This window comes from Bacteroides faecis MAJ27 (assembly GCF_900106755.1).
Lineage (GTDB): Bacteria > Bacteroidota > Bacteroidia > Bacteroidales > Bacteroidaceae > Bacteroides > Bacteroides faecis.
Genome location: NZ_FNNN01000002.1, coordinates 1 through 23,873 on the forward strand (window position 1 = coordinate 1; position 23,873 = coordinate 23,873).

The window sequence follows — 23,873 nt, forward strand, 5'->3', positions numbered from 1 at the left end:
ACGGTTGAAGTTCGTTCTGTAGGTCTGCTCACAATGGGTACCGTAACGCTCCATTTGAGTGAAATTTATCTTTCTTTGTATCGTCATGTATAATAAAAGTATTTCCAAGAGTAGACTCTCGAAAGTTTTGCTTAACTTTGCAGATGAACTTTTGATAGCATCTCTGCATATTTCCGTATATTGGTTGAGTGGTTCTGATGTCATATAACTTTGAGCTTAGAGAACTATAAAGTTACTGATAATCAGCCACTTAACCAAATTTTATTAGTTATATTACGTTAATTAACTCTCTCATTTTCAATCGATTACATAAGAATTAACAGAGTATTGATCTAAAAAATAGTTTAAATATTATTCTAAAATAGTTATTGTTGTTGAACTAACCTTATTCTCAAAGATTGCATCTTTTCGAGAACTTGTAATATCAACAGATAGTGTATGTTCACCAATGGTCAAATCTTTTATTATGTATTTTGCATTAAACGGCAAAGTCGTTTCTGAAGATTTTACAACTGCTTTCCCATCGATTAAATAGTGTATAATAGGGTGATAATCTTTTCCATTTATTATAGTTTCTCCAGAAGCAGAGACATTGCCTCCTATTTCTAAAGTAATCTCGTCACCATTTTTGACAGATGATGGAGTTGCTACAATTTTTCCAATAACAAGAGATTTTACCTCGTCTTTTTCACAAGAAGCCAGAGCAATCACTCCGATAACACCAATGAAAACTAATGAGATTTTTAATAATAACTTCATTTTATAGTCCCTAATCCGTGTCGGGCGCAACTTCTAAATTTATTATTTGTTTATGGAAGGGATATATAAATAGTAACCTCTAACAGAATTATTTTTTTACGATTTCAATAAAAGCATTAGGAATATAAGCTGTCGCTATTGTTCCAATCTCCTCTATACAAACTCCAACCCTTTGTTGACCCTGCCACCGTGCAACTCTTCCTATCACTCCTTTGAACGCTCCTTCAGTAACCCTAACCAATTGTCCTTTTTCGAATTTTGGAACTTCAGCTAATGATACGATGGTATTATCCGCATCGGCAGCACAGATGATTTTGAGACTTTCCATCTGATAGTCGGGAACTATCAATGGAATTTTCTCTATTCTGCGCCCAATGTGGACGTGACGATAATAAAAACGGAGGAAAGGGAGGTTTACGTTGTCGTAAACAAAAGATTTGAGTTGTTCTTCGGTGCCGTAGGCGAAGAAGATGTTTGGTAAACGAGACTCGGTAACAACTTTGCGCTTACCTTTTATAAGTTTTACAACCTCGGTGGTAGGATAGAAAGCCGTGATGCCTTTGGCTGTCATGTAGTCGTATGCTTTTTTCTCTCTACCATAGGTGGTGCGTAAAGCATACCAATGAGGAATTTCAGCCTCCTTTTGTACTTTAGACTTACTTAATATATGGACACTTCTGGTGGACACCCCTGTTTGTGAACTCTCAGCGGAAACAGTGCTTTGAGCTTCGGGGAGGGCGTTGGAGGTAAGTCCAGCGCAAGGAGGGAATTCACCACCTCCTGAGGTGTGTACATCATCTGATGTCCATTCATCGACTTTCATATCGGTGCTAACTTTTTTCTAGACAGAAATCCGTTAAATTGCGACAAAAAAAAGCGTGGAATCGTCCTGTTGTCCATTCCACACACTGAGGCTCTTCCAACTGCCTATCAAAGTCGAACAGACAACGTCAGAGCCCACGCCGATATGAAAATCACTACCGCAAAGAGACCTATATAAAACATTTAACTGCACCCAAAAGGGTACAATTCATGCTTACAAGGTCTCCACGGGATTGATATAATCACACCCGGGACATCTACCGTTGACCATATTAGAGACTTTGATACTGATTGTTTTGGAAGATTTCAGTGTGTCTCAAACACAGCGTCGATAAACGCCTTCCATTATGTCTGGATTGTCTTCCCACCCAAAGCCCGCTTTCGTATAGATATGTCATGGTTGACTTCACTACACTCAGCACGGCGTAGGCTGCCGACCCGGTCATCATGAAAGAACTCGTCTTACAGCGACAACTGCGGTCTGGCTATACAATCCGACTGCAAAAGTACGAAAATTTATTGAGAAAAGACAAGAAATGACAGAAAATATCAATATTCAATATGAATTTAAGTTCATTTAACTCTAAATTCTTTAATATCTCAGAAATTTTATGTACACAAATGCTGTTTTTATACAACTTTTGTATGTTTTTAAGCCAATATACTTGAAGTGCCGATGAAGTATAACTTCGACAGGCTATGAAGTGCTATTTCGATGGTTGATGAAGTAATATTTCGTTTTTATGGGATGTATAATAGTTGAAGTTCTGTCATTCTTCGCCTTTTGATGGACGGAATGCATTTGCCTCTCCATCTGCAAAAGTCAAGGTAATCTTTTTCTATGTCACGCAATCCTCGTTCAATCTTTTGCAGGAGACGGCTCTTCGGAAATCTTTTGTTCCCTAATATTTTGTAGGGTCCGACATTATAGGCAAGTACGGCAAGGAGTAGTGAGTCCTTGCCATACTTACGAAACATGGCACATAACTTGGTGAGGTCTGAACGCAACAGAGAATCGGCATGCTGATAGGTGAGGTTCTTGCTGAACTTCTCATGCGGCAAAATCCGATGTCCCCATCCGATATAGGGATAGTTGCGCTTAATATCGTGCCATCCCTCGTAATACTTGATGCAGCGCACCGCTCGTTCTAAGGGAGGTAATGCGAAGATGCCCAAGTCGGTTTGGCTTGGGCTATCTGGTGTGGGTGTCTTGTTCTGTGCCATGATATTCTGGCACAGCAGCAAGAGTGCTAAAATGATGTATGTCCGTATCTTTCCTGTCATGAATCTCATTTTGTTTCTCTTTGATATTTTGTCACTTGGCATTCTTCTTGTTGAATATCTCTGCTATCATGGCTTTCACGTCCTCGCCAACTTGCACGAAGTTCTTATAGAGGATGCGCTCACGCTCATCACGGCTCTTGAAGGTGTAGAACTTGGGCAGTGGCATATACTCGCTTTCTTCTTTCTTGATGTCTGCCATATTAAAATCGGTCTTGCAATAGAACTTACTGGTCTTGAACTCGTCGCTCTCCTGTATGTTCATACTACCATTCATGCCGGTCTTGGTTGCCACAAAGTCCCTTGCCGTCTGACCGCAGATCCATCCTGTCGGCATGTCCGAGATTTTACTGGCTGGTACAAGACTGTCCATATTCTCATTCAGGTTGATGCTCGTCTTGTCTCTATCGATGGTCACGCCTTTCTTCAGTTGCACCACCTTTCCAAAAATGTCAGAGGATAGCCATTCCAGAGTTTCCTTGCTTCGTGCCGAACCGCTCACCACATTGCCTACGGTGGTGATGATCTTTTGCATACCCACCTTTCCGTAGTCTGCTTCCAACTGTGGCAGTTCCTGGAATCCCAAGGCTACGCTCACCTTGTTGCTTCGGGCTGTACCTATCAGTCGGTCTATCTTATGGAAGTAAAGTGTAGGCAACTCGTCCACGATAATGCTCACTGGGATGTTCTTGCCTTGCCCTGTGTTCACTCGTGTCACCAGTCGGTTGAGGATTAGGGCGTTTAATGCTCCGATGATGCTCTCCATTTCTGGGTCGTTGGCTATCAGCAGATAGCTTGGGTTCTTCGGGTCACTGACCTTCAGGTCGAAGTCATCGCCGTCCTTGTGGAATATCCAATAGCTTTCCTTGGTAGCAAGGCGTGAGGTATAGACACGCAGTGTACCTATCATACCCTCCAACTGCTCCATAGCCTTGTTCTTCAAGGCAGTCTGGAATGGACCGAGCAATGGGGCTACCTCATTGTCGGTCTCCAACACATTGAAGATGGTCTGGTAACTCTCATTCAGGAAACTCAAAATATGGGGCATGTCGCTGTACTTACCCAACCAATAGGCTGGCTCCACTTCTTCTCCTGCATGGTTAAACACCTTTCCGGTCGGCTTCATCTGCATGGTCTTCGGATCAAGTACTTTCTCTGCTATCAGCATCTTGCCGTCCTTGTCGTATGGTTCCTTGCCATAGTTGATGAAGAAGTAGATACAGGCAGCGAGGAAGTTGACGGCTGAGGTCTGGAAGAACTGGTCGCTGCCGCCACCGCCTTCCTTCTTCCCTTTTTGCAGTGATTCTAGCAGTGTCTCTGCGGTCTCACTCGCTGCTGCCAAATTATTGATATACTTCTGTTGTATCGGGTTCACTCGCTTGGAGTATTCCACATCCACAAAGTTGATGATATTGAACTTGCAGCCTTCTGGCAGTTTGCCCAACTGTTGGTTCTTCTTGTAGTGGTAGTACAGTTTGGTTGCCAAGGTCGGGAACTTGTAGTCGTAAACGACCATGGCAAAACCTTTTGCACTGTGCTGACGGATAAACGGCTCGATAATAGAAAAAGTCTTACCGCTACCAGGCGTACCCACTACCCAGGTGCCACGGAATGGGTTCACGATGTTCACCCATCCCTTGCGGAACTTACCTTTATAGTAGTAGCGCATAGGGATATTCACGCTGTATTTGTTGTTTTCCTCCTTCTGGCACTGTTCAAAACTCTCGTTCTCAAAGTTAAAGCGGTCTTTCATCAGTCCTTCCTTCAGGAACTTCGAGATGTTATCCAAGGCGATATGCACCAATACCGTTCCGATGATGGTTGTCACCATATATAGGATGATGTTCAATCTTAGGGCATAGAGACGAGTGTCCATTGCATAGCCGAAGATCCACACGGACAACACCAACAGCAGCACGCCACTCACCAAGGGGTAGAGCACCTGCTTTCGGGCATCAAATTCCAAGTGTTTCTTGTTTCTCGTGCCAACACAGGTGATGCACACCAAGAGGAATGTCACCACCTTGCTATACACCAGGTTCCCGTCATGGTAGATAAACCACTGCTTGATACGGTCGTGCAGGTCACACACCACACCGCCAAAGCCGTCTATCGCCCTTGGGTCTATGGCATACTCAAAGAACTCCATCAACACGGATATGTAGATGACTGCCCTGAATATCTTGTAAAATCCTTGTAACTCCTTGCTTTCTTCCATAAATATTCTTAAATAATCAACCTATAAGTTGTATTTTTCAATTATTTGTTGTATCTTCGCACTATAAAACAATAAGATTATGACATTCGACCTGATTACAGAAAACGAGCACCTTTGGGCTGTCAGATATGATGACTGCCTCGACAACGTCCTTGACTCAATTCTTGGGCAATGGAACGATGTTACATGGTTGCGTAGCTTCTTCAGGCATAACATTGACGATTTGGCGTCCTACTTCAAAATCACTGATGTCAATCAAGCCATCTATGATACTATTGAAGATAGCGAACGTTTGCAATGTCTCATCATGGACATTTCTCCAGATGCTGACCTTGACAAGATTTTCCGCCCATTGGAGAATAGTCGTACTTCGGAAATGTTGTTGGGCAAAGAGAAGGCACGCTTGCGTAATACACCACGTCATGCTTCTTGGCTCCGCATTTATGCCATCAAACTCGAACCGGGTATTTACATTATCACTGGCGGTGCAATCAAGTTGACTCGTACCATGCAGGAGCGTGAACATACTTTGGTTGAACTCGCCCGAATGGAAAAGGTGAGACGTTTCTTACTTGACAACGATATTGCCGACAAAGATTCCTTCATGGACTTCTTAAATGAAATCATATAGAAAGGAGGTTATTATGAGAACTACAAACGAAATTGTTTCCAAACTGAGAGAACATCAGTCTTCAACTCCATCCAAATGGCGTGAGAATGCAGAGTGGCGCATGGCTAACAAATCATGGCTTCGCTATTCTCAGCACATTGCAATGATGATGCTCGACAAGATGGAGGAATTGGGTATGACCCAAAAGCGATTGTCTGAACTCATGGGCTGTAGCCAGCAATATGTTTCCAAGGTACTCAAAGGACAGGAAAACCTATCCCTCGAAACCTTGGCTAAGATAGAGCGTTGTCTTCAACTGCCTATTCTGAATCATTTAGCGTAGCTCTATTTCAGAAATATCGGATTGAATGAGTCGGCTGACAACACATCGCTATAGTTCACTTTCAATGAGATGGTGCGACCGCTGATTTGGTTCTCCGTCATTTCGATGGTTAATTGCTTGTCATTCGGGAATGTCATTTTCTGAATGACTATCACATTGCGGTAGCCATAGCGGAAACGCTTGGTTTGCTCCAACGTGAAGACTGGATGTAACTCTACCATCTGCGAGTTGGTAGCCTTGGCGGTCTTCTTATCCGTCAACTTCAATCGTATTTGGTCTATGTCAAACGGAATGTCTGTCTTGTTCTCCACGGAGAAATCCAGGAAGAAATAGTCACCCGACGAATAGATGTTGTTCAGACGCATTACCATCTTATGGACTTTGGTCTTCACATTGTTCACATGGGCTTCCGAACTCCATATCTGGCGAGCATAACGAGCCATGTCCGTTGAGGACAATGTGACCGCAGGGTTGTTATAGGCATTCTTTTCTATCTGTTGTATCTCCTTATCCGTCACTGCCTCTTGCAATCTCGTGGTATAGAGCAATGCATACTGTGCACGGTATCGTTCCGTCACGATGGTTACGATGGCAAGCACCTCACCATCTTCATGCATTCCCTCCTTGGGCTTCAAGCGCACGGTATTGTTGATGGGCTGGTCTCCTGCTATCTTGTCGGTGGATATATCCACAAAGCGGATGGGTTCACTTGCCGTAATGACGGTAGTCACTTGCTCGTTCACGGTCAGCTGCTCCATTTCCTGGTAGGTGCAGGGCTGATAGCACTCCGCACTGGTCTGTTGTGCCATCATGGGTGTGGCTGTTATAGCGCACATCATCAATGTGCCAATGGTCTTCTTGATATTCATATTGATGTAATGTTTACTTTGTTGTGTTTAATGTTTACTTGCTCTTGGTATCTTTCGAGTTTATCAGATACACAAAGGTGCCATATTTCAGTTTCACCTTGTTCTTCTTGATTGCCTTTCCTATGGCATTGCTTGTTTTCTGATAGGCATTCTGCATGGTCTGCATGCCCCACTGCGAAAAACTGCTGCCAGTATTGGGGGTGTTCATATCCACATTGCCGGTTACGGCTCCGCTTACCACGTCTTTGCTGGTCTCTCGGAACTGGCTGCTTGGTACATACAAGCCTTCCATGCCGTCTGTGTCATAGAGTGACAGGTTGATTTTCACTATCTCATCGTCCACCAACACGCTTTTTACCGTGCCTTTCACTCGTTGCGAACTGAAACCGCTCATGGTGGCATACAGGTATGCGCCTTTCTTCACTATCATCTCACCGATTTCCACATCATCTAACAGTCGCAAGCGGACACGGCTTCCATCCACGGCTTTCACATTCTCGTCAATGATAGCCTTTATCATTGTCGGCTCTTTCTCGTTCACCGCCAAAGTGTTGAAATAGTCCGAGGATGTCTTCACCTTTTTCACCACCTCACTTGGCTTGTCATTCTCGTCTGCTTCCTTTCGGGCATTCTCATTCACCTTGATTTTGCCCTCAATGTTGATACCGCCCTTGGCTGTAGCTGTTGTTTCATCGGATGCAGTTGCTGAAGACGATGAGTTCTGTTGCGTGGCTTGCTGTCCCTTCAGCCTTGCTTCGGCAAGTGCCTTGTTCAGCTCTGCCAACGCCTCGTTCTCTCTTTGTCGCTCATGGGCTTCTTGCGCTTCTCTCGTTTTCTCCAGTTCAGCTTGCCTCTTGGCTTCGGCATCCAACTGTTGCAGTTCTGCATCCGAATACTTGCTTTGGTATTCTTCTTTTTCTTGCTCATTGTCTCGGTCTATATTTTCCACGGCACTATGGTCTTCTATCTTGCCGTAGGCGTTCAACATGTTCTCATACTTGCCACCAATACCGTCACCGCCCTTGATATGGGCTTGTGGAAGGTTCGGATTCAGATATTCCGTGGTCTGCATATTGGCATCCTTCTTCTCCGCCACCTTGGTATCAAAGAGGTCGAAGATAAAGTAGGAGGCACCAAGCAGTGGAAGATAGACAATCGCAGGTAGCATGTACTTGGGTTGTCTGAAATTGATTCTTTCTGTCAGCTTCATCGTTATTTGTCTTTATGAGGATGGCGTGCATCCTCATTGGTCCTTACTATGTTCTTTGCATTCCCCATATTCTGATGGCGAGCCTTTATCAGCGAGTCCTGTCTCTCCGTAGCAGTGCGTCGCTCTCCCTGATAGTGATAAGCTCTTGCCATGCGATAGATGTTGAAACTGAAGCTCACACCCACAAAACCGAACACGATGACCAGGAACATTGTCTTATGCAAGTCGGCAAATTTCTGCACATGGGCTGCCGCCTTGTCAATTCTGCACATCCTGGCAAACTTTCTTCCAGCTCTCACGTCTCGCTCATAGCGTTCCTTGTATTTGGGGTCGTCCTTGTCGGGCATCTTCTCCCCAATGAGCATCTGCTTAAATCCTTTTGTGTTCATTGTTATTTCTTTTTTTACCTTTTTACTTCTTTACCCTTTTACCTTCAATAGTTGCTCTTCGTCTTCTGGTCAATATCCTTGTTGAGCAAGGTTCTCCAGTTCACTATCAGCAATCCATGTGGGTTGTTGTCAGTTCTCGGCACTCGTTTCAACTGTCCTGCCGTCACCAGTTCACGGGTCAGCACATTGGTTCTACGCTCGATGCGCTGTCTGCCGTAGTAGGTGAACTCCATCTTCTCCTTGTTGAACTTGATGCTGTCACAGAAGATACTGAACACGGCACTTGTTCCCATGATGTTGGAGTAGAAACCCTTTTCTTTCAGCGTATTGTACTGCGCCAGTCCTGTCTCATCCACCAGATACATGGCTTTCTCCATCGTGTATTTGATGTACTTGTCATCTGGTGCCAATGTGAAGAAATAATGATGGAACATCTCGATATGGCTCTTTGCTTCCACATCCAATGTCTCATCCATCGTCGTACGCTGCACCAAAATTGGTACGTTGCCGTCCAACACATAGATTTTGTTCTGTGCATCCACCACCATGTTCTTTGCCGTCCAGATGCTACTGATACTTATCAGCACGCATCCAACCAGAAACAGACTACAGATGATAGTCACCAACTTCACCTTATTCTCTAAATTCTTGATTACCATTGCTATTTTGCTATTATTTTATCTTTTTACTTTTTTGCCCTTATCAGTGCATCACATGGGCAAGTGTTCCCTGTGCCGACATTTTGGCTTGCTGTGCCACACCCTCACCGAAGTTTCTGGTAGAGAAGGCGGTATCGCCCTCAGGAATCATCCAAGCTGCCAAGTCTGGAACCAAATTCAGACACTTCAAAGCCACGATGCTTGCTGCCATCAGATACCCTGCCGAGAAGAACGAGTTCTGCAAATATGCCGCCATCGTCTGCTCACTGGCGGTGATAGCCGTCAGGTTCTCCACCTGTATGCAGAGCACGATGTCGAAGAGCAATAGCACGTAGAAGCCCACGAAGTAGAGCATGGCTCCATAGAAATGCACGGTCAGATACCTTGTCAGCCACTTCGCCCAACTGCTTTCCCATTTCGGCAGTAGCGAGAACGCCCATTGTATCGGTCCAAATATCGTCAGCATTCCCAACAGTATCTGTTGACAATAGATGGTGCTCCACCAACCGATACGGAAGACAATCAATGCTATCAGCATTACTATCTTGTCGATGTTCACTACGGCTCCTGCAGTCAGTGAGGTAAACCACAGCTTGGCTGCGTCCTTTTCCATGTTGGTCACTTCATCCACACCTGTCTGCTCCATGGTCGATTCCACCAGATTCGGGTCTGTTGTTCCCTTATGGGCAATGTCTGCCTGAGCTTGTACGTTGGTGTACATCGTGTCTCTGGTATAGATAAGCTGCTGAACTTCCGTAAACTTGTCCTCTATCTGTGTGGCTTCCGCCTCATATAGGTCATGGGTATAACTTCCGATGGAGTTTGGAATGTAACTCAGGAAGTCCAATACGCACCAACTGCTACCACTATTTGTCATACCAGTATCGGCTGGTGGGTACCACCAACAGAGGATGATGCTTATCACCAGTGGCTTGAATAGTTTCATCACATCTAGTGGCTCATGCTTCACCATCATCTTGTAAGCCATGTTCGCTGCCACCACGATGGAGAAGAGGGCTGCGAGTGCCATACACATCTGGACAACCCACCAAAAAGGTCCGTTTGAGCCTGTAAAAGTAGCGTCGCAAAGGAACTCGTTGGTCTGGAAAATCACGTCATCAATCTCTTCTTCCAAGATATTGATGCCGAAGTCGGATAATATGCTGCTGTTGTCTGCCATAACTCCTTATCTGTTTATTTTCAAATCATTGTCATCCTCATTCGAGCCGTTATTACTGCCAGAAGATGTGTTGTTTCTCACTGCCATTCCTGCCTCTCGCCATTTGCTGGATGCACTGCTTATGACGTTTCGTTTGTTGGCGGTCTGGTAGTTGCCGTTTGCTGCCAACAGTTCCTTGGTCTTGCTGGCATTCGACATCTGCACCAGTTGCTTCACAAGTGTCTCGTTCTGCTTTGCCACATCTGCATAAATCTGTAGGTATATCTTCTTACGCTTGACATTGGGCATATAGGCATCCTTGGTGGCTTTGATGGCTGTCTCATAGACATGATAGCATTCTGTCCAGCGTTGCTTGTCACCGATGGATCCGCCTACAGGCAGGATGCGGTCGATGTTGCTCTTGAAGGCATTCATCTTGCTGTTAATTTTGCCTCCTTCCACTTTCCAGACGAGGTCAATCTGACGGTCTGCCATATTCAACGCCTCAATCTCTGCTCTTTTGGTCAGGGCAGAGTCGATGGCTTCGGCATATTCCACTTGATTGTAAGCTCCGATTCCTGCCGTGGTACGAAAACCGAGTTTGTTCTTGCTGGCAGCCGATTTCTTGTAACTGCTGTGCAGTAACTGATAGTACAATTCTGGTGACAGACTACCACTACCGATTTCCATCACCGTTATTTGGTTCTTTTTCGAACTGTCATGATTGTATGTTACACCACTTTGGGCATTGCCGCTGATAGCGACTCCCAACATCAACATGATGGTTCCTATTCTTGTTTTCTTTCTATCCATGCCTATACGTTATTATATATGGGATTATAAATTCTTCGTTCTCTCAATATCCGAGTTTACCTGCCACTCGCCACCGACCGAAGGCATCTTCCAGTATTTGCTGCTTGCTTTTGGTTCGGTAAACCTTTTCTTTCCAATAGCCGATGCGCACTTGGATATATCGCCACGACTCAAAGTAGCTTTTGTTCAGATGCTTCTCTATATTGTCAAGCGAGGTGTTGATGCTTTCCAACACCACAAGAAGGTCTGCCGTAGAACACGCTGCCGCTCCTGTGGCATACAGCACCAAGTCGCTCACGCTTTTGTAGAGGTATTCGCCTTCATTTGCGATATTCTCTATGGCTCGTCGGTTGATGCCTATCAGTATGGTATCGGCAAGCGAAATGCGCTTTCGTTTGATGACTTTTTTGTTGTAGTCATCCAACAGCTTCTTATAGTCCGATATTCTGTCGCTCACACCCTCGTAGGTGGAGTACACGTTCAGACTGGTTCGTAAACTTTGATACAGCACATCTATCACATCAAATGCCCTGGTGTACTTGTCAAGGTCAACGTTCAGTTCCTTGTATGCCTTGGTCTCGTCCTTACTGTAACTGTGCAATAGTTTATTGCTGTATTCCAACGTGCTTCGTGCAAGCAACAGACTCCGCTGTTTCTTGTGGTCATTGATGTAGGCTTCCACGCTGGCAACATCAAATCCCCATTGGGCGAATGTTTTAGAGGGGAGGGCGAGGAGCAAGATTGCTACCAGCAATGTTCTCACGATATCCATTCGTCGCTTCTTGCTCACTGACCCTGCAACCCTCTCCGCTGCATCAGCCTTGTATTCTTTTCTATTTCTCATTTTCATTGTCTTCATCATTAAACTTGCCGTGATAGTCATCTGAGTGTTTGGTGTCGGCAGCTTTCCTTAACCAACGTTTCTTGCATTTCTCCACCAGTGTCAACCGTCGTCCTTCGTCAGCATTGATATGTGGAGCGATGTCCATCAGCACGTCGATGATGTTGCGCTTGTAGTGCATCATCTTCTCCAACGATACCAAGTCTGCATATATCTTGGTGATTCTGCTGTCCACCTCTCTGGCTATCTCTAACCTATCGCTCGACCATAGCAGATGAAAGGTATCATCGGTGTTATTGTCATCGGCAGGTGCGCTCTTAGCATATTCGGTGGTTATCTTGCACGATGGATATTCCTGTGCGATTTCTGAGATGCGCTTGTTCACTTCGTCTGCCTTTTCCTGCTCGGTCTTGCTTGGGTCAAGCGTCATCACATCCACTACCGAGGTGTTGGTGTATTCCGATGTCAGCTCCCAACTGATCTGCAGGATGGCTCTGTGTATCTTGATGCCCAAGAAATATTTCGGCTTTCGGGCGATCTTCAATGTTGCCTTGAAGGTGATGATGCCGTTGATGTTGGGCATGGTGGCTTTTCGAATGTAAGTATAGCCGCTCCATGTTCCTTCCCCTTGCCAAGTCAGGTTGTAGGCACTCTTGCAGTCGTTCATAATGGCTGGTATGCGATAGTAGTCATCCGTCGCCACGTCATTGTCCTTTCCTGCCTCTGCCTTGGCTTCCTTTATTTCCCTTTGTTTCTGTTGCCATGTGGCAAGTTCTTTGTTCAGTTGTTCGATGGAAGCCTTGTTCTTGTTGTATTGCTCCCGATACTTGGCTGCATCTTCCACACTTGCATTGGCGATTTGCTTGACAAGTGACTTGTTCTCGGCTTCCAACTGACTGATTTGAGATTGCAGAGAGGTTATCTTGGCATTGGCTTCCTGCTCTTGTTTATACAAGTCCGAGAGGTCAAGGTTGTTCTCTGTCACAGATGTTGTCATGGCGCATTTCTTGCTGTGGTCATTCAGCGAACCGCCACAACTCTTGCATTTGTATTGTGTGGTGCCTTGCCCCAACTGCACACCGTCGCTGCATGTCACACTAATGGTCACGCTCTCGCATCCCTTCAGTTTGGCGGCATCGGTTGCCTGATAGTAGTTGCGTGCATCACTGCCTATATAATAGGTATAGCCTTCCTCGTTGTCATTCCATTCGCTCAACTGGGCTTGCAGTTGTGCCTTGAAGGTGTTCAAGTCCATCGAATAGGAGTCAAAGACTGCCTCATACACTTCTTCTGTCCTGTTCCAACTCTTGTACACCTGTATCTCGTAGGCGTATGCCTTTTGTTTCTGTCCTTTTTTCTTGCTACTGATGATGTAGCTGTTCAACCAATAGCTGATACTGTAGGTAAAGCTATCATTCTGGTTGTTGAGCTGTTGCACCCTTGTTCTTGACCATCCTGCATGATTCTCCGAGTTTTGCAGGATGGCTTCCTTTTGGCTATTGTTGGGATAGAAGTTGGCATCCTTGGTGTTGATTCTGTACCAGTGGTCGCCTTTCAAGATGCTGTTGTCATCGGTGGGCGGTACATAGTCGCACAGTTTTTCTCGTCCTTGGTCTCGTCGGGCGATATACCATCTTTGCGTGTAGTAGTTTCCTGCCGTCTCATCCAGATAGTCCGTCATCCATGAGGTGAGGTTATAGTTGGCAAGAGAGAAAAGTCCTGCCACGTTGTCCTTGCCTCCAATCATGCCCAAGAGGGTGTTGCCTACACTCTTGTCGAGACTTTTGAACAGCGAGGAATAGTTATCCACAATGTCGATGGCTGCACTGAGCTTGCCTTGGAAGAGGTCGTTGAACTGGCTACTCTGCAACAGGGTATTGCCTACATTACTCATTCCTGCTCCTGCAAGGTTGGCTCCTGCCTTATACAGATTGTCGATGTCGGCTTTCAGATTGTCCACAGTAAAGTTGCCTGGCACCTTTGACAGGTCATCCAGCATCTTTTTCCAATCCACGTTGCCAATCTCTGAAAGTTTCAGTATGGCAGCTATCTCCTGGTTGATTTGTAGAAAGGCGATGTCCGAGAATGTGAGGGTGCTGTTTGTTACCACACTCTCAAACTGCATGCACAGGTTCTTGGTGTCGTCACATATCTTCATCAGATAGGTTCCCCAATACAGGGCAGTCTGCGGACTTTTCAGCATCATTCCTGCCACCGTCCATATCTTCGGCATGATTTTGCCCGACACCATGTTGTAGATACGGCGGTAATAGTAGTTCTCTGTGCTACTGTTCCAGATGCCCAAATCCGTCATTGCCTTGCGTTCCAAGAATTTTGAGGCGAAGATGCCGGCACTTGCCACTTCTGCTGCATTATAGTGCTTCAATATGTTCTGCACCTGCTCGTTATAGTATGCCTCTGCCACGGCTTCCGTTCCGTATGCAGCTGCCATAGCAGCCACCGTCTGCTTGTCATAGTTCACGCTGTAGTACTGTGCGTCAGCCTTTGCCAACACACAGACTATCAGCATTATGATGGATAGAAGTCGTTTCATCTTTGATTACTTTTTATTTTTGTTCCCTAAATTCAGTACTTTTCCTGTCTGATTTACCTTTTGAGCAAAAGCGAGGCTCTTGCTGATACCACTTGCATCCCAATCCCTGCAATAGGCTTCGATAGCTTGTTGGTGGTTGCATTTCAACACTCGCTTGTAGAGTTTTAATGCTTCCTTCTCCGCTCGTTCCGTGGTGTAGGTCATATAGCACTCATGCGGTTCTTCCACACCATACACATTGCTGGTCTGTCCTCGCCTGATAAAGACTTCACGGAAGAAGCTGCGTCCTTCCTTGTTCTCCAAGCGGTTGATGGTGAATATCTTCTTGCAGTCCACATCGGTCAAACCAAGTATCGCCTTGATGGTGTCGAATCGTTCCTTGAATTTACTCTGGTCGAGTAGCATCACCACATCCGAGTTGTTGATGATGGCTTCTTTCACTATCTCACTGCCGATGATGTCCTGTATCTCCTGTGTCACCACACCCACGCTTGCCCAGAATTTTCTGGCGGTCTTATACAGATATTTTATGTATTCTGCCATCATGGGCGAGGCGATGGCTTTCCATGCCTCCTCGATGATGAGCATCTTTCGGTTCTTTTTGATACGCATCTTCTGCAGGAAGACGTCCATGATGATGAGCGTCACCAGTGGAAAAAGCAGTGGATCATCCTTGATACTGTCGATTTCGAAGACGATGAAGGTCTCATCAAACAGACTGCTGTCCATGTTCTCATTCAGCGTTACATCATGGCTGCCTCCTTTATAGAAGTCCTTCAACAGATAGTTGTAGGATGACAGGTCTATGCCATGCAGACCGTTCTCCTCGCATATCTTCGGCAGTCGCTCAGTACTGAACTCATAGAAAGTGTTGAAACAGAGGTTGCTCACCCTCTTGGTGGTGAAATAGACATCGTAATACTCGTTGATGACTTGTTCTATCAGTCTGTCTTCGGTCTTGCTCACTGTGCCTTGACTTCCTTTCCATATCAGCATCACCAGGTTCTTCAGGAATCCCAACTTCTCGATGTTCCATTCCTCTCGCTTGATTTTGAAAGGGTTCATCGTGATAGGATGTTCTTCTGTGTAGGATATGTATTTGCCTCCAAAGTATTCACATAGTCCCTCATACGAGTTTCCTGTATCTACCAACACGATGTCGGTGTCCTGCTCATGGGCTTGGCGCACCATGGAGTTTACATAAAAGCTCTTGCCGCTTCCCGAAGGACCGAGGACAAAGAAGTTGCTGTTGTCGGTCAGCTTGTTTCGTCCCTCTTTTCCTGATATGTCGATGGCTACTGGCACTCCTTGACGGTCGGTATAATAGACCTTAAAGGAGGTGTCCTCGCTATGCACAATCTTCTCCTTGTACATCAGGCAGGTGGCAGCATCGCCCAAGGTCATGAATCGATCGTAGTCGGCATTCATCCCATAGCAGTTGCCGGGAAATGAGTTGACAAACAGTTCCAACTGGTTATAGGCTCGCTTCGAAATATGGATGCCCATCCTGCCAAAGGCATTCTCCAGATGGTTGGTACACTTCTGTATGTCCGTGTCTGGCTTCACTGTCACTATCAGATTATAGTGGGTATATACCAGCTGCTTGTTTTCTCTCGCTATCACCTCCTGCACTCGCTTGATGTCCTCTACGGCTATCAGATTGCTTGGGTTCGGCATGCTGGCATGGCGGTTCTTCTTTTTGTCGAGCATGGCAAGCTCACGCTTCTGATTCGGCACAAAGATGATTTGGTTATACACCACACTCTCCACACCAGGAATGCTGTCCACCAATGCTACCAGATCCACTGGCATACTTGTGTTGTTCACCTCGATGTTGGTAAACGGACGGATTTGTGTCGGCAAGTTGGCGCAATCCACATCCACAAGACTATATACCTTACAGCGTCTGTCACCCATACCTATCATCTCGTCATCCACCTTGAATCCTGTCATGCTCACCATCTTGTCACGGAAGTTCATGGCAAAGAAGCGGTCAACATACAGACTTGCTTCTTGTTTGTTCAGAAACTCCGACTTGATACCGGCATCCTTCAGTTGGTCTTGCACCTTTCTGATTTTTACCAGGAAATCTCGCCACTTTTTGTTGTCGAAGGACATCAGACGGCTCTTCTTGTTCTCCTGCGTAATGGTCAGATAGGTCATACTGTCCGTATGTTCTCTTCCGTTGAAATAGCGGAAGTAGGATTCGGAAAGGAACTCGTGTCCCTTGCCACTCTCATCCTTAAACTGCTTTCTAGTAAAGATGTCCTGCTTGTGCAGGGCATAGCCTTCACCCAGAGTCTGTGCGATGGCAGCAAACAAATTGGTGAACTCATAATAGCTGTCTATATTGGCAGAATATTTCTGCACTGGGTTCTCCATTCTCAGGATGGCAGAATACTCTCCAGTCTTTGTATAGAGCACACCGATACCGTCCGTGTCTTCCACGGAGAAGTAGATGTCCTGAAAGATTTTCTTCCGCTTGCCACCAGTACCAAAGGCATAGACCGATATGGCCATGCCAATGCAGATTGCCACGAAAAATAAGATTACATATAGTACCATATTCGTTTATTCTTCTGTTTCTTCGGATGATTGATGATTTTCTCCCATACTGGATGATTTGTTGTCATTCTCTTGATAAGAGGTATTGTAGCTTTCTTCGCCATAAAGGGTTGATACACTATCCTTTGCAGTGGAATCCATCCTGCTTGTTTGTGTTTCCACGGTCGCAGGATGTTCTTCTGCCTCTCTCGCCCAAGCAGCTCTTGCCTTGTCAGCACTCCTCATGGCATCCAATGTGGGTGGCTTGTAGGTCTTGTCCTTGCATGCGGTCAGCAATATGCCAGCCAATGCCATAATGATAATGTTCTTTGCTTTCATGCTCATAACCATTCTTTTATGTCAAAGATGCGATACTTTCGCTGAAACAAATAAAGGTAGACCCACACCCTTGGGGGAGAATGAGCCTACCAGTCGTTCACTTTCTACTTGTCATCCACATCTTGGTCATGTCGATACTTTTTTTGTTTCACATTTTTATATGCGCTTGCTGTAGGCATAGATAAACACTCCTTGGTCGTTCTTCTTGGTATGCAGTCCCTTCCGTTGCTTGAACATGATGAGACCTACACCCGTAGTGATTGCCACGACCAACACTATCAGTCCTGCAATAATACCCATCAGACAGTAGGCGGCAATGAAGCCGATGATGGCTCCTCCTGCCGTGGCTGCTGCCCAATAGATATACCGCCCTTGTATTCCCATGAATTCAAGGGGCTTCTGGAGTCCCTTGAACAGTGGGTAATCGGGGTAGCGGATTTCCTGCTCTTCTCTTGCCATTATTCACGTCGTTTCTCACTTACTGAATATGCACGGAATAACTCTCACTCGTTAGTTGGTCACACCGAAGAACAATGGCAATGCCTGTGCTGCTGCCACGAGGAAGATACATGCTCCTACAATCATCATGATCTTTTTCTTGACATCCTGCTCCTCATTGTTCATGGCGATGTAAACGCTGATGGCACCCACTACGGCAACAACACCTGCAATGGCATAACAGAGCTTGACCACAATAGGCACATATTTGGCTATTTCCTCCGTCACTGTTGTAAGCGCGGTGGTACCTGCCGTGTAGTCACCTGCCGAGTTCTGCGCCATGGCAATGCCACCGCCCACAAGGAGCATCAATGCCAATGTCTTCAAGCGTCCTGAAGAGAGAACGCTCTTGGCGGTCTTCTTCAGATAGTTCGTTGTTTTCTTAAACATTCTTTCTTGTTTTACTTGTTAATGATTCGTTTGGCAACACCTTATTATAATTATATAGAAAGGTGTTGTCGCTTTCATATGATATACTCTTCTGCAGTTGAGTCTTAAATCTGGTAGCCAAAGAATGCTGGGAACAGGATGGATGCACCTATCATAAACAGACAGGCTCCTATCAGCGTCAGTATGGACTTGGTAACTCCATCTTCCCCTGTGTTCATCTTGATGTATATCTGCAAAGCGGATATAATCACCATCACAGCAGCAACAGCGTATGTCAGATACAGCACATACAGCATCATCGTCACCACATAGTCGTGCATCCCTGCCAGTGCGTCTGCTCCCCAGCTATAGTCCACATTACCGCATTTGGCTGATGCTGACAGGGGGAGCAGCGCAAAGACAAAGGAACTTACTACATTCTTTATGATATGGCTAAATTTCATCCTTGACTGGTATTGTTTTGATGTTTGGTTGTCCTGGCTTTGTCTCGCCTTGTTTCAATAGGCTCTCCGTGAAGTCGTCCTGCCATAGTCCGTCTATCCATATGGGAGAAGTGGACTCCATCTGCCCATCCATCTTTTCCTGCAACGACTCGGCTGCGTTCTTCGGCTTCTGTTGGTTGACATCATTTCCTTCGTCTTCATCAACATCATCTTCTCTGCCGGAAGAATCCGTTTCTGGAGAATAACCACTCATTCCGTTGTTCTCTGTTCCCATGCCATAGCCCTCATCGTATGATGTGCCGTCTTGGAAACTCGTGTCGTATTGCTTGTCGGCAACGCTAAAGCCACCATCGCTTTCGTTGACGGCTACAGCAGCTTCCTCTTCCGTTATGTTGCTGATGTCAAACACTTCCTCATTGCTTTTGGCTTCTTCCTTCTTACCATACAGGTCTCTTGTTATCATCACCGCATAGTAAATAGCGTATGCAATGGTAAGGCTGATTGCGAATATCAAAAATGGACTCATATAATACTTTGTTTTATTGATGATTTATACTCTATGCAGTGGCAAAAGTGCCAGTTGCGAGTGCAAAGTAAAGAGTAAAATCCGACATAAAAGAATTTTGTAAAGTATGGCCATCAAAGTTTAAGATATATTCAAATTATAATTATATATCATACTCTCAATCATACTTTAATCAGCTTTTTCTGTTAGTTTTCGCATGTTTGGGAAAAGGGCATAAAAAAAGCCCTCCGAATGGGAGAGCTTGATAAGGTATATCGTAATACCTTTATTTTTCCATGTATTGTTTCAGTTCCTGTGTGATATATGTCCAAACTTCTTGGAAGGTTAGTGGCTCCTTGAATTTGATTTTCTTCAAATAACTATTCCACATAATATTTCGTTTGGCATCTGTCGCAAAAGAATCCTCGAAAAGGCTATATTCCGTAGAGATGGCGGTGCCTCTATTCTCAAACGTGGCTGTGATGGCTTCTTGCAATGTGTTCAAGTCAATATTTCCTGCTTTTAGTATTCTGTACACATCAAAGAAGTCTTTCATGCGGCTGTTCTCTGTCGCATGGTCTATCATTGCCTGATACTTTTCAGCCACCACGGTCTCTAAAGAGTAAGCCAAGATGTCAACTTCTGGTAATGTGTCCAGCAACACCGGATAAGAAAGGTCAACGGGTGCAGGAGTTATGATGTCGCCAAAGCCTACATCCATGGAAATAACTTGGCTTGCCGTGTCAAGTCCTACCTTGACATGCACTCGCACACCATTATATTCTTTTTTGAGAGTGATTTCTTCTACGCTAATGCTGTCCTTTTCAAAGACAACTCCATCTTCCAGACATTCTATGTCGCATAAATTTCTGAATGTCTCCTTGATATTGTCCAACTCACGGCTAATCTGTTGACCAAGGAAGTCTATGTCCAATGTTGGTCTTGCTTTCAAATGCTCATGGGCATACAGTAATGCACCACCTTTCAATATAAAGCGTTCTTTGTATGGACTTACCGACAGACGGTACAACAGACGCTCCTGAAAGTATCGTGTCAATATCGATTGGTAGAAGACATTCTCTTCTTTCGATATATTAAGCAGTTTCGCTCTTACCGAGCGAGCATAATTCTTCGTTGTCATATTTATTATTTTATAGTTCCATTTGTAGATATGTTCCCAATGTTTTGGCAACTCTCAGTTGTGAGGCATATTTCATCAGTTTGCTGACATTACGATCTCTGCGTTTCAGATATTCCTTTATAATCTCCGTACAGACATCTATGCCGATTTTGTTTCTATACTTTACTGCATCACAGACACATTTCTCCACGTCATATATCCTCACCTTGAAACCCTCAATCTCTGTATTCGTAATTCCAAGGTTAAAGGCGGTATCACTCCAATGGTATAGTGTAATTGGGGGATAATCTGGAAGGGTGATTTTTCGGCCTCTTTTTATTGCAAGACAATATTCTTGTGGTACCTGTGTAGTCAACTGATAATGTGACCAAGCGGAATACAGACACAACACACCACCAGGAACAACCTTTTCCACATCAAGCATTTGACTTGCCAAATGGTCATCGGTTGCATACACACCTCTTTTTATTCTGGTGAGTTCGCCATTCTTGGCGGCTTGCAATACTTTATAGTATGCAGCTCTTCCTGCCATATCTTTTGCAGAGATATAGCCTTCAGATTTTGGATTTGTCATACGCTTTTCCATGATTTGCATCTTTAATTCTGTACAAAGTTACTACATATTTTCAAAAGTGTAGTATGTTTGTACGGAAATCTACGCAAAAATCACGCAAAATATAGTTTTCTACGGAGAATATTGACTTTCTCCGTAGAAAATTATCGTTTTATACATCCTCTTTATGTGGAATAATGGATTTTCTGCCGATAAGATAATCATTGACATCCTTGTATTCTGCATATCTTATGGATTCGTTGATTGCCCTGTTTTGATAACAGTCCATGATTGTATGGGCAGCCACCGTTCCTGCTTGGTCATTATCAAGATAACAATGGATAGCAGTGTAACACGCCAATCGTTCCATGCATTTCCCAAGGCTACTGATGGAGTTCAGTACAATATAATCACATGGATCTTGTATGCAAATCACATTGTCGCCTCGCTTTTCCAAAGTCTTGTACGAAAGAAAGTCCATAAACCCCTCGAAGATGCAGCATCTGTCCTGCACTCCAACTTGCTGTGAATGTATCAAGGATATGTCTTTCTCGCCCAAACAACCTTTATAATATGGGTTACGCAGCTCATAACCATCCCTGTTATTTGGAAAGGCTATACCAAAATACCGCTTGCCCTTAAACGTGTACCAGATCTCCTTGCAATAGCGTTTACCTATGTCCGCATCCACATGGCGTGAACGCAGATACGACATAAGCACAGGGTAGGACAATTCTTGGATATGTACCTTGTCCATCTTGTCTGTCTCTACTTGTGTCGGTATGGGAGGTTTTGCCTTTGTGGACTTTGGGTTGTTCATGTCCGCTGCTATATGCTGCAATGTAGCACCCACATCATCCGTATTGTAGAGAAGTTGGGCAAAAGCAATGATGTTGCCACCCTTGCCAAGAGCAAAGTCATACCATTGGTTTCGGCTGAAGTTCACCTTGAACGATGGCTTTGTCTCCGCATGCAATGGCGACAGATAATAAGATGTGGACTTGCTGCATCGTTTGGGCTGATGTCCCAATGCGCTCAGATAGTCCGTGAGTTTGATTTCCTTTGCTTGTTGTATGTTCATCTTTCATTCATTTTTTGTTCATTCGTGCGCTTATTATATATACACCAGAGTGAATGAACGGTTTTGTGAAGTCATTTTGTCGTATGTCCATGTAGTTAAATATGATGCCACTTCACAAAATCCGTCCGTTCTACTATTATATATACACCGAGGTGAATGAAGTGGTTTTTGAAGTGACTTTCGCTTCATCCTCACTTCTTTACCTCCTGCCCTTCAAGCAGCGGAAGCGAAGGATAATCCTTCATTCTGCAATACTCGTTGTTGCCACACTTCACCACCAGTTTGCTCTTCAATAGGAAGGTCAGCAGCTTTGACATCACTGTTCTACCTCTGGCAAAACCAATAGTTGTATAACCTTTTGTCAATGCGTTTATCACATTCTCATAGCCTGACACCACTTTCTTGCCGAAAGCCATTTCAAGTGCCTTGTCATGCTGCTCATCGGTAATGTCGGCTATTGTCATCTTCGGCTGTTTGGCTGTGGTGGAGTCAACCACATAGTCCTTGGCAATCTCTGGAAGTCCCTCCTTGTTTATTTGGAACGCAAAGGGCGCAAAGTCCTTGTCTCGGATGTTGAGCGGTTTCACTTCACTCACATTCGCCATCGAATTGCTCTTGCTTATCACCAGTACCGTCTCTGCCTTGTTGCTGAGTTCCGTTCCTATGTGACCTCTTACATTGTCATCACCCTTGTTCAAGTGTAGGACACAATGTATGTGCAGGTCATAGCGGCTTGACCATTGCATCAGTTTGTTGATGATATGGACAGACTCGCTCGGATTGTTGATGTCGAGCATCAAGTCCCTTATGCCGTCAATGATGACCAAGCCAAAGCCCTTTTGCGTCTGCAAGGCATATTCTATCAGTCGCAGTCTGAGGTTGGGACTGTACTCTCGCAGTCCGAAGAACACAAGGTTCTCACTGTTCATGTTGTCGGGTAATCCTGCAAGCCGGAGGATGCGCTGCATCACGCTGTGACAGTGGAAACGGCTCTGCTCTGTATCAACGTAGAGTATCTTACGCTTGTCATCGGGTAGTTTTGCCGTATATTGCAGCACCTTTCCGTTAGCAAGCGAGGCAGCTACCAAAGCGGACACGTTGAACGTCTTTCGGCTCTTCGCCTTGCCTGTGGAGGCACTGAAGTTGCCAAGCGTGGCTATGGTCGAGTTGTCCACCCATATTATCTGTGGCGGTGTCTGGTAGGTCTCGTCCGCATGGATAAGCGATGCCTTCAGCAACTTTTCCAACAAATCAGCATTGTCCGCTGCGCCTTCAAAGAGGCTCATGTCGTTCATTTCTTCCATCGTCATCTGCTCTTCAAGGGTTTGTTCATCACATAGCGTATGGCATCCTGCTCATACACCTCTTTTGTTTTCACAGGGTGCTTCTTGATCCATTCCACCAGTTCTTCCTTGCTGAAATAGATGGTCTTGCCGTTTGGCTTGTAATGGGGAATGGCAAAGGTACGTGTCAGTTTGTAAAGCTGACTCTTTGAAGCGTCAAGGAATACGCTTGCCTCGTCAAGGGTGAGCACGTCTTTTCCTGCAAAGAGCCATTTCTCCAAGCACTTGATGCGGTTCAACACATCCTCCACTGGTCCAAGCAGCTTGAATGCTTCTTCCATTTGTTGAATGCGCTCGGCAAGTCTCATTGGTGTCATATCTGCCAGTTCTTGTTCTGTCAACTCGTGTTTATCCACGTCTATCGTTGGCGGTAGGATAGTGCCATCCTTTGGTGGATTGTTTGCCTGATTTGTTGTCTGTCCAATCATTGTCGTAATTTTATTTATCGTTACACATAACGAGGTCGCCCTCCATAACCAGGTTTCTGATTACGGAGGGCAAAGGTAAGG

Annotated in this window: 25 protein-coding genes; 2 read left to right on the forward strand and 23 right to left on the reverse strand. The window is 45.1% G+C overall.

Annotated features, from left to right (window positions below; translation table 11 throughout):
* Nucleotides 1-351 precede the first annotated feature (351 nt).
* From BLW31_RS01780 to BLW31_RS01795, 4 genes are all read right to left on the reverse strand, one after another.
* Entirely contained in the window at nt 352-759 is a 408-nt protein-coding gene (locus tag BLW31_RS01780) for a hypothetical protein (RefSeq protein ID WP_029425404.1), read from the reverse strand.
* Nucleotides 760-847: 88 nt separating this feature from the next.
* Nucleotides 848-1,582, reverse strand: a complete 735-nt coding sequence (locus BLW31_RS01785; RefSeq protein WP_010537154.1) for a UpxY family transcription antiterminator — start codon at nt 1,580-1,582, stop codon at nt 848-850.
* 740 nt (nt 1,583-2,322) lie between these two features.
* Complete coding sequence (locus BLW31_RS01790; protein WP_029425403.1) at nt 2,323-2,874, reverse strand: glycoside hydrolase family protein; 552 nt, start codon at nt 2,872-2,874, stop codon at nt 2,323-2,325.
* A gap of 22 nt (nt 2,875-2,896) precedes the next feature.
* Entirely contained in the window at nt 2,897-5,080 is a 2,184-nt protein-coding gene (locus BLW31_RS01795; protein ID WP_010537152.1) for a type IV secretory system conjugative DNA transfer family protein, read from the reverse strand.
* Nucleotides 5,081-5,159: 79 nt separating this feature from the next.
* Between BLW31_RS01795 and BLW31_RS01800 the strand changes: the two genes are divergently transcribed.
* Nucleotides 5,160-5,711 carry a hypothetical protein gene (locus BLW31_RS01800; RefSeq protein ID WP_010537151.1) on the forward strand — a complete coding sequence of 184 codons (552 nt, stop codon included), beginning with the start codon at nt 5,160-5,162 and terminating at the stop codon, nt 5,709-5,711.
* Between the two features lie 13 nt (nt 5,712-5,724).
* Complete coding sequence (locus tag BLW31_RS01805; RefSeq protein WP_029425402.1) at nt 5,725-6,033, forward strand: helix-turn-helix domain-containing protein; 309 nt, start codon at nt 5,725-5,727, stop codon at nt 6,031-6,033.
* Nucleotides 6,034-6,035: 2 nt separating this feature from the next.
* Here the strand turns inward: BLW31_RS01805 and traN are convergent, their stop codons facing one another.
* The 19 genes from traN to BLW31_RS01900 all read right to left on the reverse strand — a co-directional run bounded on the left by traN (nt 6,036) and on the right by BLW31_RS01900 (nt 23,792).
* A complete protein-coding gene (gene traN / locus BLW31_RS01810) occupies nt 6,036-6,902 on the reverse strand; it encodes a conjugative transposon protein TraN (RefSeq protein WP_010537149.1) in 867 nt (288 codons plus the stop codon).
* 34 nt (nt 6,903-6,936) lie between these two features.
* Complete coding sequence (gene traM / locus BLW31_RS01815) at nt 6,937-8,112, reverse strand: conjugative transposon protein TraM (RefSeq protein ID WP_010537148.1); 1,176 nt, start codon at nt 8,110-8,112, stop codon at nt 6,937-6,939.
* Nucleotides 8,113-8,114: 2 nt separating this feature from the next.
* Nucleotides 8,115-8,501, reverse strand: a complete 387-nt coding sequence (locus BLW31_RS01820; RefSeq protein WP_010537147.1) for a hypothetical protein — start codon at nt 8,499-8,501, stop codon at nt 8,115-8,117.
* A gap of 44 nt (nt 8,502-8,545) precedes the next feature.
* A complete protein-coding gene (gene traK / locus BLW31_RS01825; RefSeq protein WP_010537146.1) occupies nt 8,546-9,160 on the reverse strand; it encodes a conjugative transposon protein TraK in 615 nt (204 codons plus the stop codon).
* A 43-nt stretch (nt 9,161-9,203) separates the two neighbouring features.
* A complete protein-coding gene (locus BLW31_RS01830) occupies nt 9,204-10,340 on the reverse strand; it encodes a membrane protein (protein ID WP_010537145.1) in 1,137 nt (378 codons plus the stop codon).
* A gap of 6 nt (nt 10,341-10,346) precedes the next feature.
* Nucleotides 10,347-11,132 (reverse strand): DUF5045 domain-containing protein, encoded by a 786-nt coding sequence (locus tag BLW31_RS01835; RefSeq protein ID WP_029425398.1) that lies wholly within the window; start codon nt 11,130-11,132, stop codon nt 10,347-10,349.
* Between the two features lie 43 nt (nt 11,133-11,175).
* Nucleotides 11,176-11,904, reverse strand: coding sequence for a hypothetical protein (locus tag BLW31_RS01840; RefSeq protein ID WP_118066315.1), 729 nt, complete (start codon nt 11,902-11,904; stop codon nt 11,176-11,178).
* Nucleotides 11,905-11,965: 61 nt separating this feature from the next.
* Entirely contained in the window at nt 11,966-14,527 is a 2,562-nt protein-coding gene (locus BLW31_RS01845) for a hypothetical protein (protein ID WP_029425396.1), read from the reverse strand.
* A gap of 6 nt (nt 14,528-14,533) precedes the next feature.
* Entirely contained in the window at nt 14,534-17,092 is a 2,559-nt protein-coding gene (locus BLW31_RS01850; RefSeq protein ID WP_010537141.1) for a TraG family conjugative transposon ATPase, read from the reverse strand.
* A 6-nt stretch (nt 17,093-17,098) separates the two neighbouring features.
* Nucleotides 17,099-17,416, reverse strand: a complete 318-nt coding sequence (locus tag BLW31_RS01855; RefSeq protein ID WP_141565415.1) for a hypothetical protein — start codon at nt 17,414-17,416, stop codon at nt 17,099-17,101.
* A gap of 150 nt (nt 17,417-17,566) precedes the next feature.
* Nucleotides 17,567-17,869, reverse strand: coding sequence for a hypothetical protein (locus BLW31_RS01860; protein ID WP_010537139.1), 303 nt, complete (start codon nt 17,867-17,869; stop codon nt 17,567-17,569).
* Between the two features lie 51 nt (nt 17,870-17,920).
* Complete coding sequence (locus BLW31_RS01865) at nt 17,921-18,298, reverse strand: DUF4134 domain-containing protein (RefSeq protein WP_010537138.1); 378 nt, start codon at nt 18,296-18,298, stop codon at nt 17,921-17,923.
* 104 nt (nt 18,299-18,402) lie between these two features.
* Complete coding sequence (locus tag BLW31_RS01870; protein WP_010537137.1) at nt 18,403-18,741, reverse strand: DUF4134 domain-containing protein; 339 nt, start codon at nt 18,739-18,741, stop codon at nt 18,403-18,405.
* Nucleotides 18,731-19,267 (reverse strand): hypothetical protein, encoded by a 537-nt coding sequence (locus tag BLW31_RS01875; protein WP_010537136.1) that lies wholly within the window; start codon nt 19,265-19,267, stop codon nt 18,731-18,733. Before BLW31_RS01875 ends, BLW31_RS01870 begins: the two co-directional genes overlap by 11 nt.
* Before the next feature lie 265 nt (nt 19,268-19,532).
* Nucleotides 19,533-20,387: a nucleotidyl transferase AbiEii/AbiGii toxin family protein gene (locus BLW31_RS01880; protein WP_010537135.1), complete on the reverse strand. Its 855-nt coding sequence runs from the start codon at nt 20,385-20,387 to the stop codon at nt 19,533-19,535.
* Nucleotides 20,388-20,397: 10 nt separating this feature from the next.
* On the reverse strand, nt 20,398-20,982 hold the full coding sequence (locus tag BLW31_RS01885) for a type IV toxin-antitoxin system AbiEi family antitoxin domain-containing protein (protein WP_010537134.1): 585 nt from the start codon (nt 20,980-20,982) through the stop codon (nt 20,398-20,400).
* A gap of 130 nt (nt 20,983-21,112) precedes the next feature.
* On the reverse strand, nt 21,113-22,021 hold the full coding sequence (locus BLW31_RS01890; RefSeq protein ID WP_010537133.1) for a DUF8464 domain-containing protein: 909 nt from the start codon (nt 22,019-22,021) through the stop codon (nt 21,113-21,115).
* A 191-nt stretch (nt 22,022-22,212) separates the two neighbouring features.
* A complete protein-coding gene (locus BLW31_RS01895) occupies nt 22,213-23,331 on the reverse strand; it encodes an AAA family ATPase (protein WP_010537132.1) in 1,119 nt (372 codons plus the stop codon).
* Nucleotides 23,328-23,792: a helix-turn-helix domain-containing protein gene (locus BLW31_RS01900; RefSeq protein ID WP_010537131.1), complete on the reverse strand. Its 465-nt coding sequence runs from the start codon at nt 23,790-23,792 to the stop codon at nt 23,328-23,330. Before BLW31_RS01900 ends, BLW31_RS01895 begins: the two co-directional genes overlap by 4 nt.
* Between the last annotated feature and the right edge of the window lie 81 nt (nt 23,793-23,873).

Coding starts and splice junctions, on each gene's coding strand:
- BLW31_RS01780 (WP_029425404.1), bottom strand. CDS start 759: ATGAAGTTATTATTAAAAATCTCATTAGTTTTCATTGGTGTTATCGGA.
- BLW31_RS01785 (WP_010537154.1), bottom strand. CDS start 1,582: ATGAAAGTCGATGAATGGACATCAGATGATGTACACACCTCAGGAGGT.
- BLW31_RS01790 (WP_029425403.1), bottom strand. CDS start 2,874: ATGAGATTCATGACAGGAAAGATACGGACATACATCATTTTAGCACTC.
- BLW31_RS01795 (WP_010537152.1), bottom strand. CDS start 5,080: ATGGAAGAAAGCAAGGAGTTACAAGGATTTTACAAGATATTCAGGGCA.
- BLW31_RS01800 (WP_010537151.1), top strand. CDS start 5,160: ATGACATTCGACCTGATTACAGAAAACGAGCACCTTTGGGCTGTCAGA.
- BLW31_RS01805 (WP_029425402.1), top strand. CDS start 5,725: ATGAGAACTACAAACGAAATTGTTTCCAAACTGAGAGAACATCAGTCT.
- traN (WP_010537149.1), bottom strand. CDS start 6,902: ATGAATATCAAGAAGACCATTGGCACATTGATGATGTGCGCTATAACA.
- traM (WP_010537148.1), bottom strand. CDS start 8,112: ATGAAGCTGACAGAAAGAATCAATTTCAGACAACCCAAGTACATGCTA.
- BLW31_RS01820 (WP_010537147.1), bottom strand. CDS start 8,501: ATGAACACAAAAGGATTTAAGCAGATGCTCATTGGGGAGAAGATGCCC.
- traK (WP_010537146.1), bottom strand. CDS start 9,160: ATGGTAATCAAGAATTTAGAGAATAAGGTGAAGTTGGTGACTATCATC.
- BLW31_RS01830 (WP_010537145.1), bottom strand. CDS start 10,340: ATGGCAGACAACAGCAGCATATTATCCGACTTCGGCATCAATATCTTG.
- BLW31_RS01835 (WP_029425398.1), bottom strand. CDS start 11,132: ATGGATAGAAAGAAAACAAGAATAGGAACCATCATGTTGATGTTGGGA.
- BLW31_RS01840 (WP_118066315.1), bottom strand. CDS start 11,904: ATGGATATCGTGAGAACATTGCTGGTAGCAATCTTGCTCCTCGCCCTC.
- BLW31_RS01845 (WP_029425396.1), bottom strand. CDS start 14,527: ATGAAACGACTTCTATCCATCATAATGCTGATAGTCTGTGTGTTGGCA.
- BLW31_RS01850 (WP_010537141.1), bottom strand. CDS start 17,092: ATGGTACTATATGTAATCTTATTTTTCGTGGCAATCTGCATTGGCATG.
- BLW31_RS01855 (WP_141565415.1), bottom strand. CDS start 17,416: ATGAGCATGAAAGCAAAGAACATTATCATTATGGCATTGGCTGGCATA.
- BLW31_RS01860 (WP_010537139.1), bottom strand. CDS start 17,869: ATGGCAAGAGAAGAGCAGGAAATCCGCTACCCCGATTACCCACTGTTC.
- BLW31_RS01865 (WP_010537138.1), bottom strand. CDS start 18,298: ATGTTTAAGAAAACAACGAACTATCTGAAGAAGACCGCCAAGAGCGTT.
- BLW31_RS01870 (WP_010537137.1), bottom strand. CDS start 18,741: ATGAAATTTAGCCATATCATAAAGAATGTAGTAAGTTCCTTTGTCTTT.
- BLW31_RS01875 (WP_010537136.1), bottom strand. CDS start 19,267: ATGAGTCCATTTTTGATATTCGCAATCAGCCTTACCATTGCATACGCT.
- BLW31_RS01880 (WP_010537135.1), bottom strand. CDS start 20,387: ATGACAACGAAGAATTATGCTCGCTCGGTAAGAGCGAAACTGCTTAAT.
- BLW31_RS01885 (WP_010537134.1), bottom strand. CDS start 20,982: ATGCAAATCATGGAAAAGCGTATGACAAATCCAAAATCTGAAGGCTAT.
- BLW31_RS01890 (WP_010537133.1), bottom strand. CDS start 22,021: ATGAACATACAACAAGCAAAGGAAATCAAACTCACGGACTATCTGAGC.
- BLW31_RS01895 (WP_010537132.1), bottom strand. CDS start 23,331: ATGACGATGGAAGAAATGAACGACATGAGCCTCTTTGAAGGCGCAGCG.
- BLW31_RS01900 (WP_010537131.1), bottom strand. CDS start 23,792: ATGATTGGACAGACAACAAATCAGGCAAACAATCCACCAAAGGATGGC.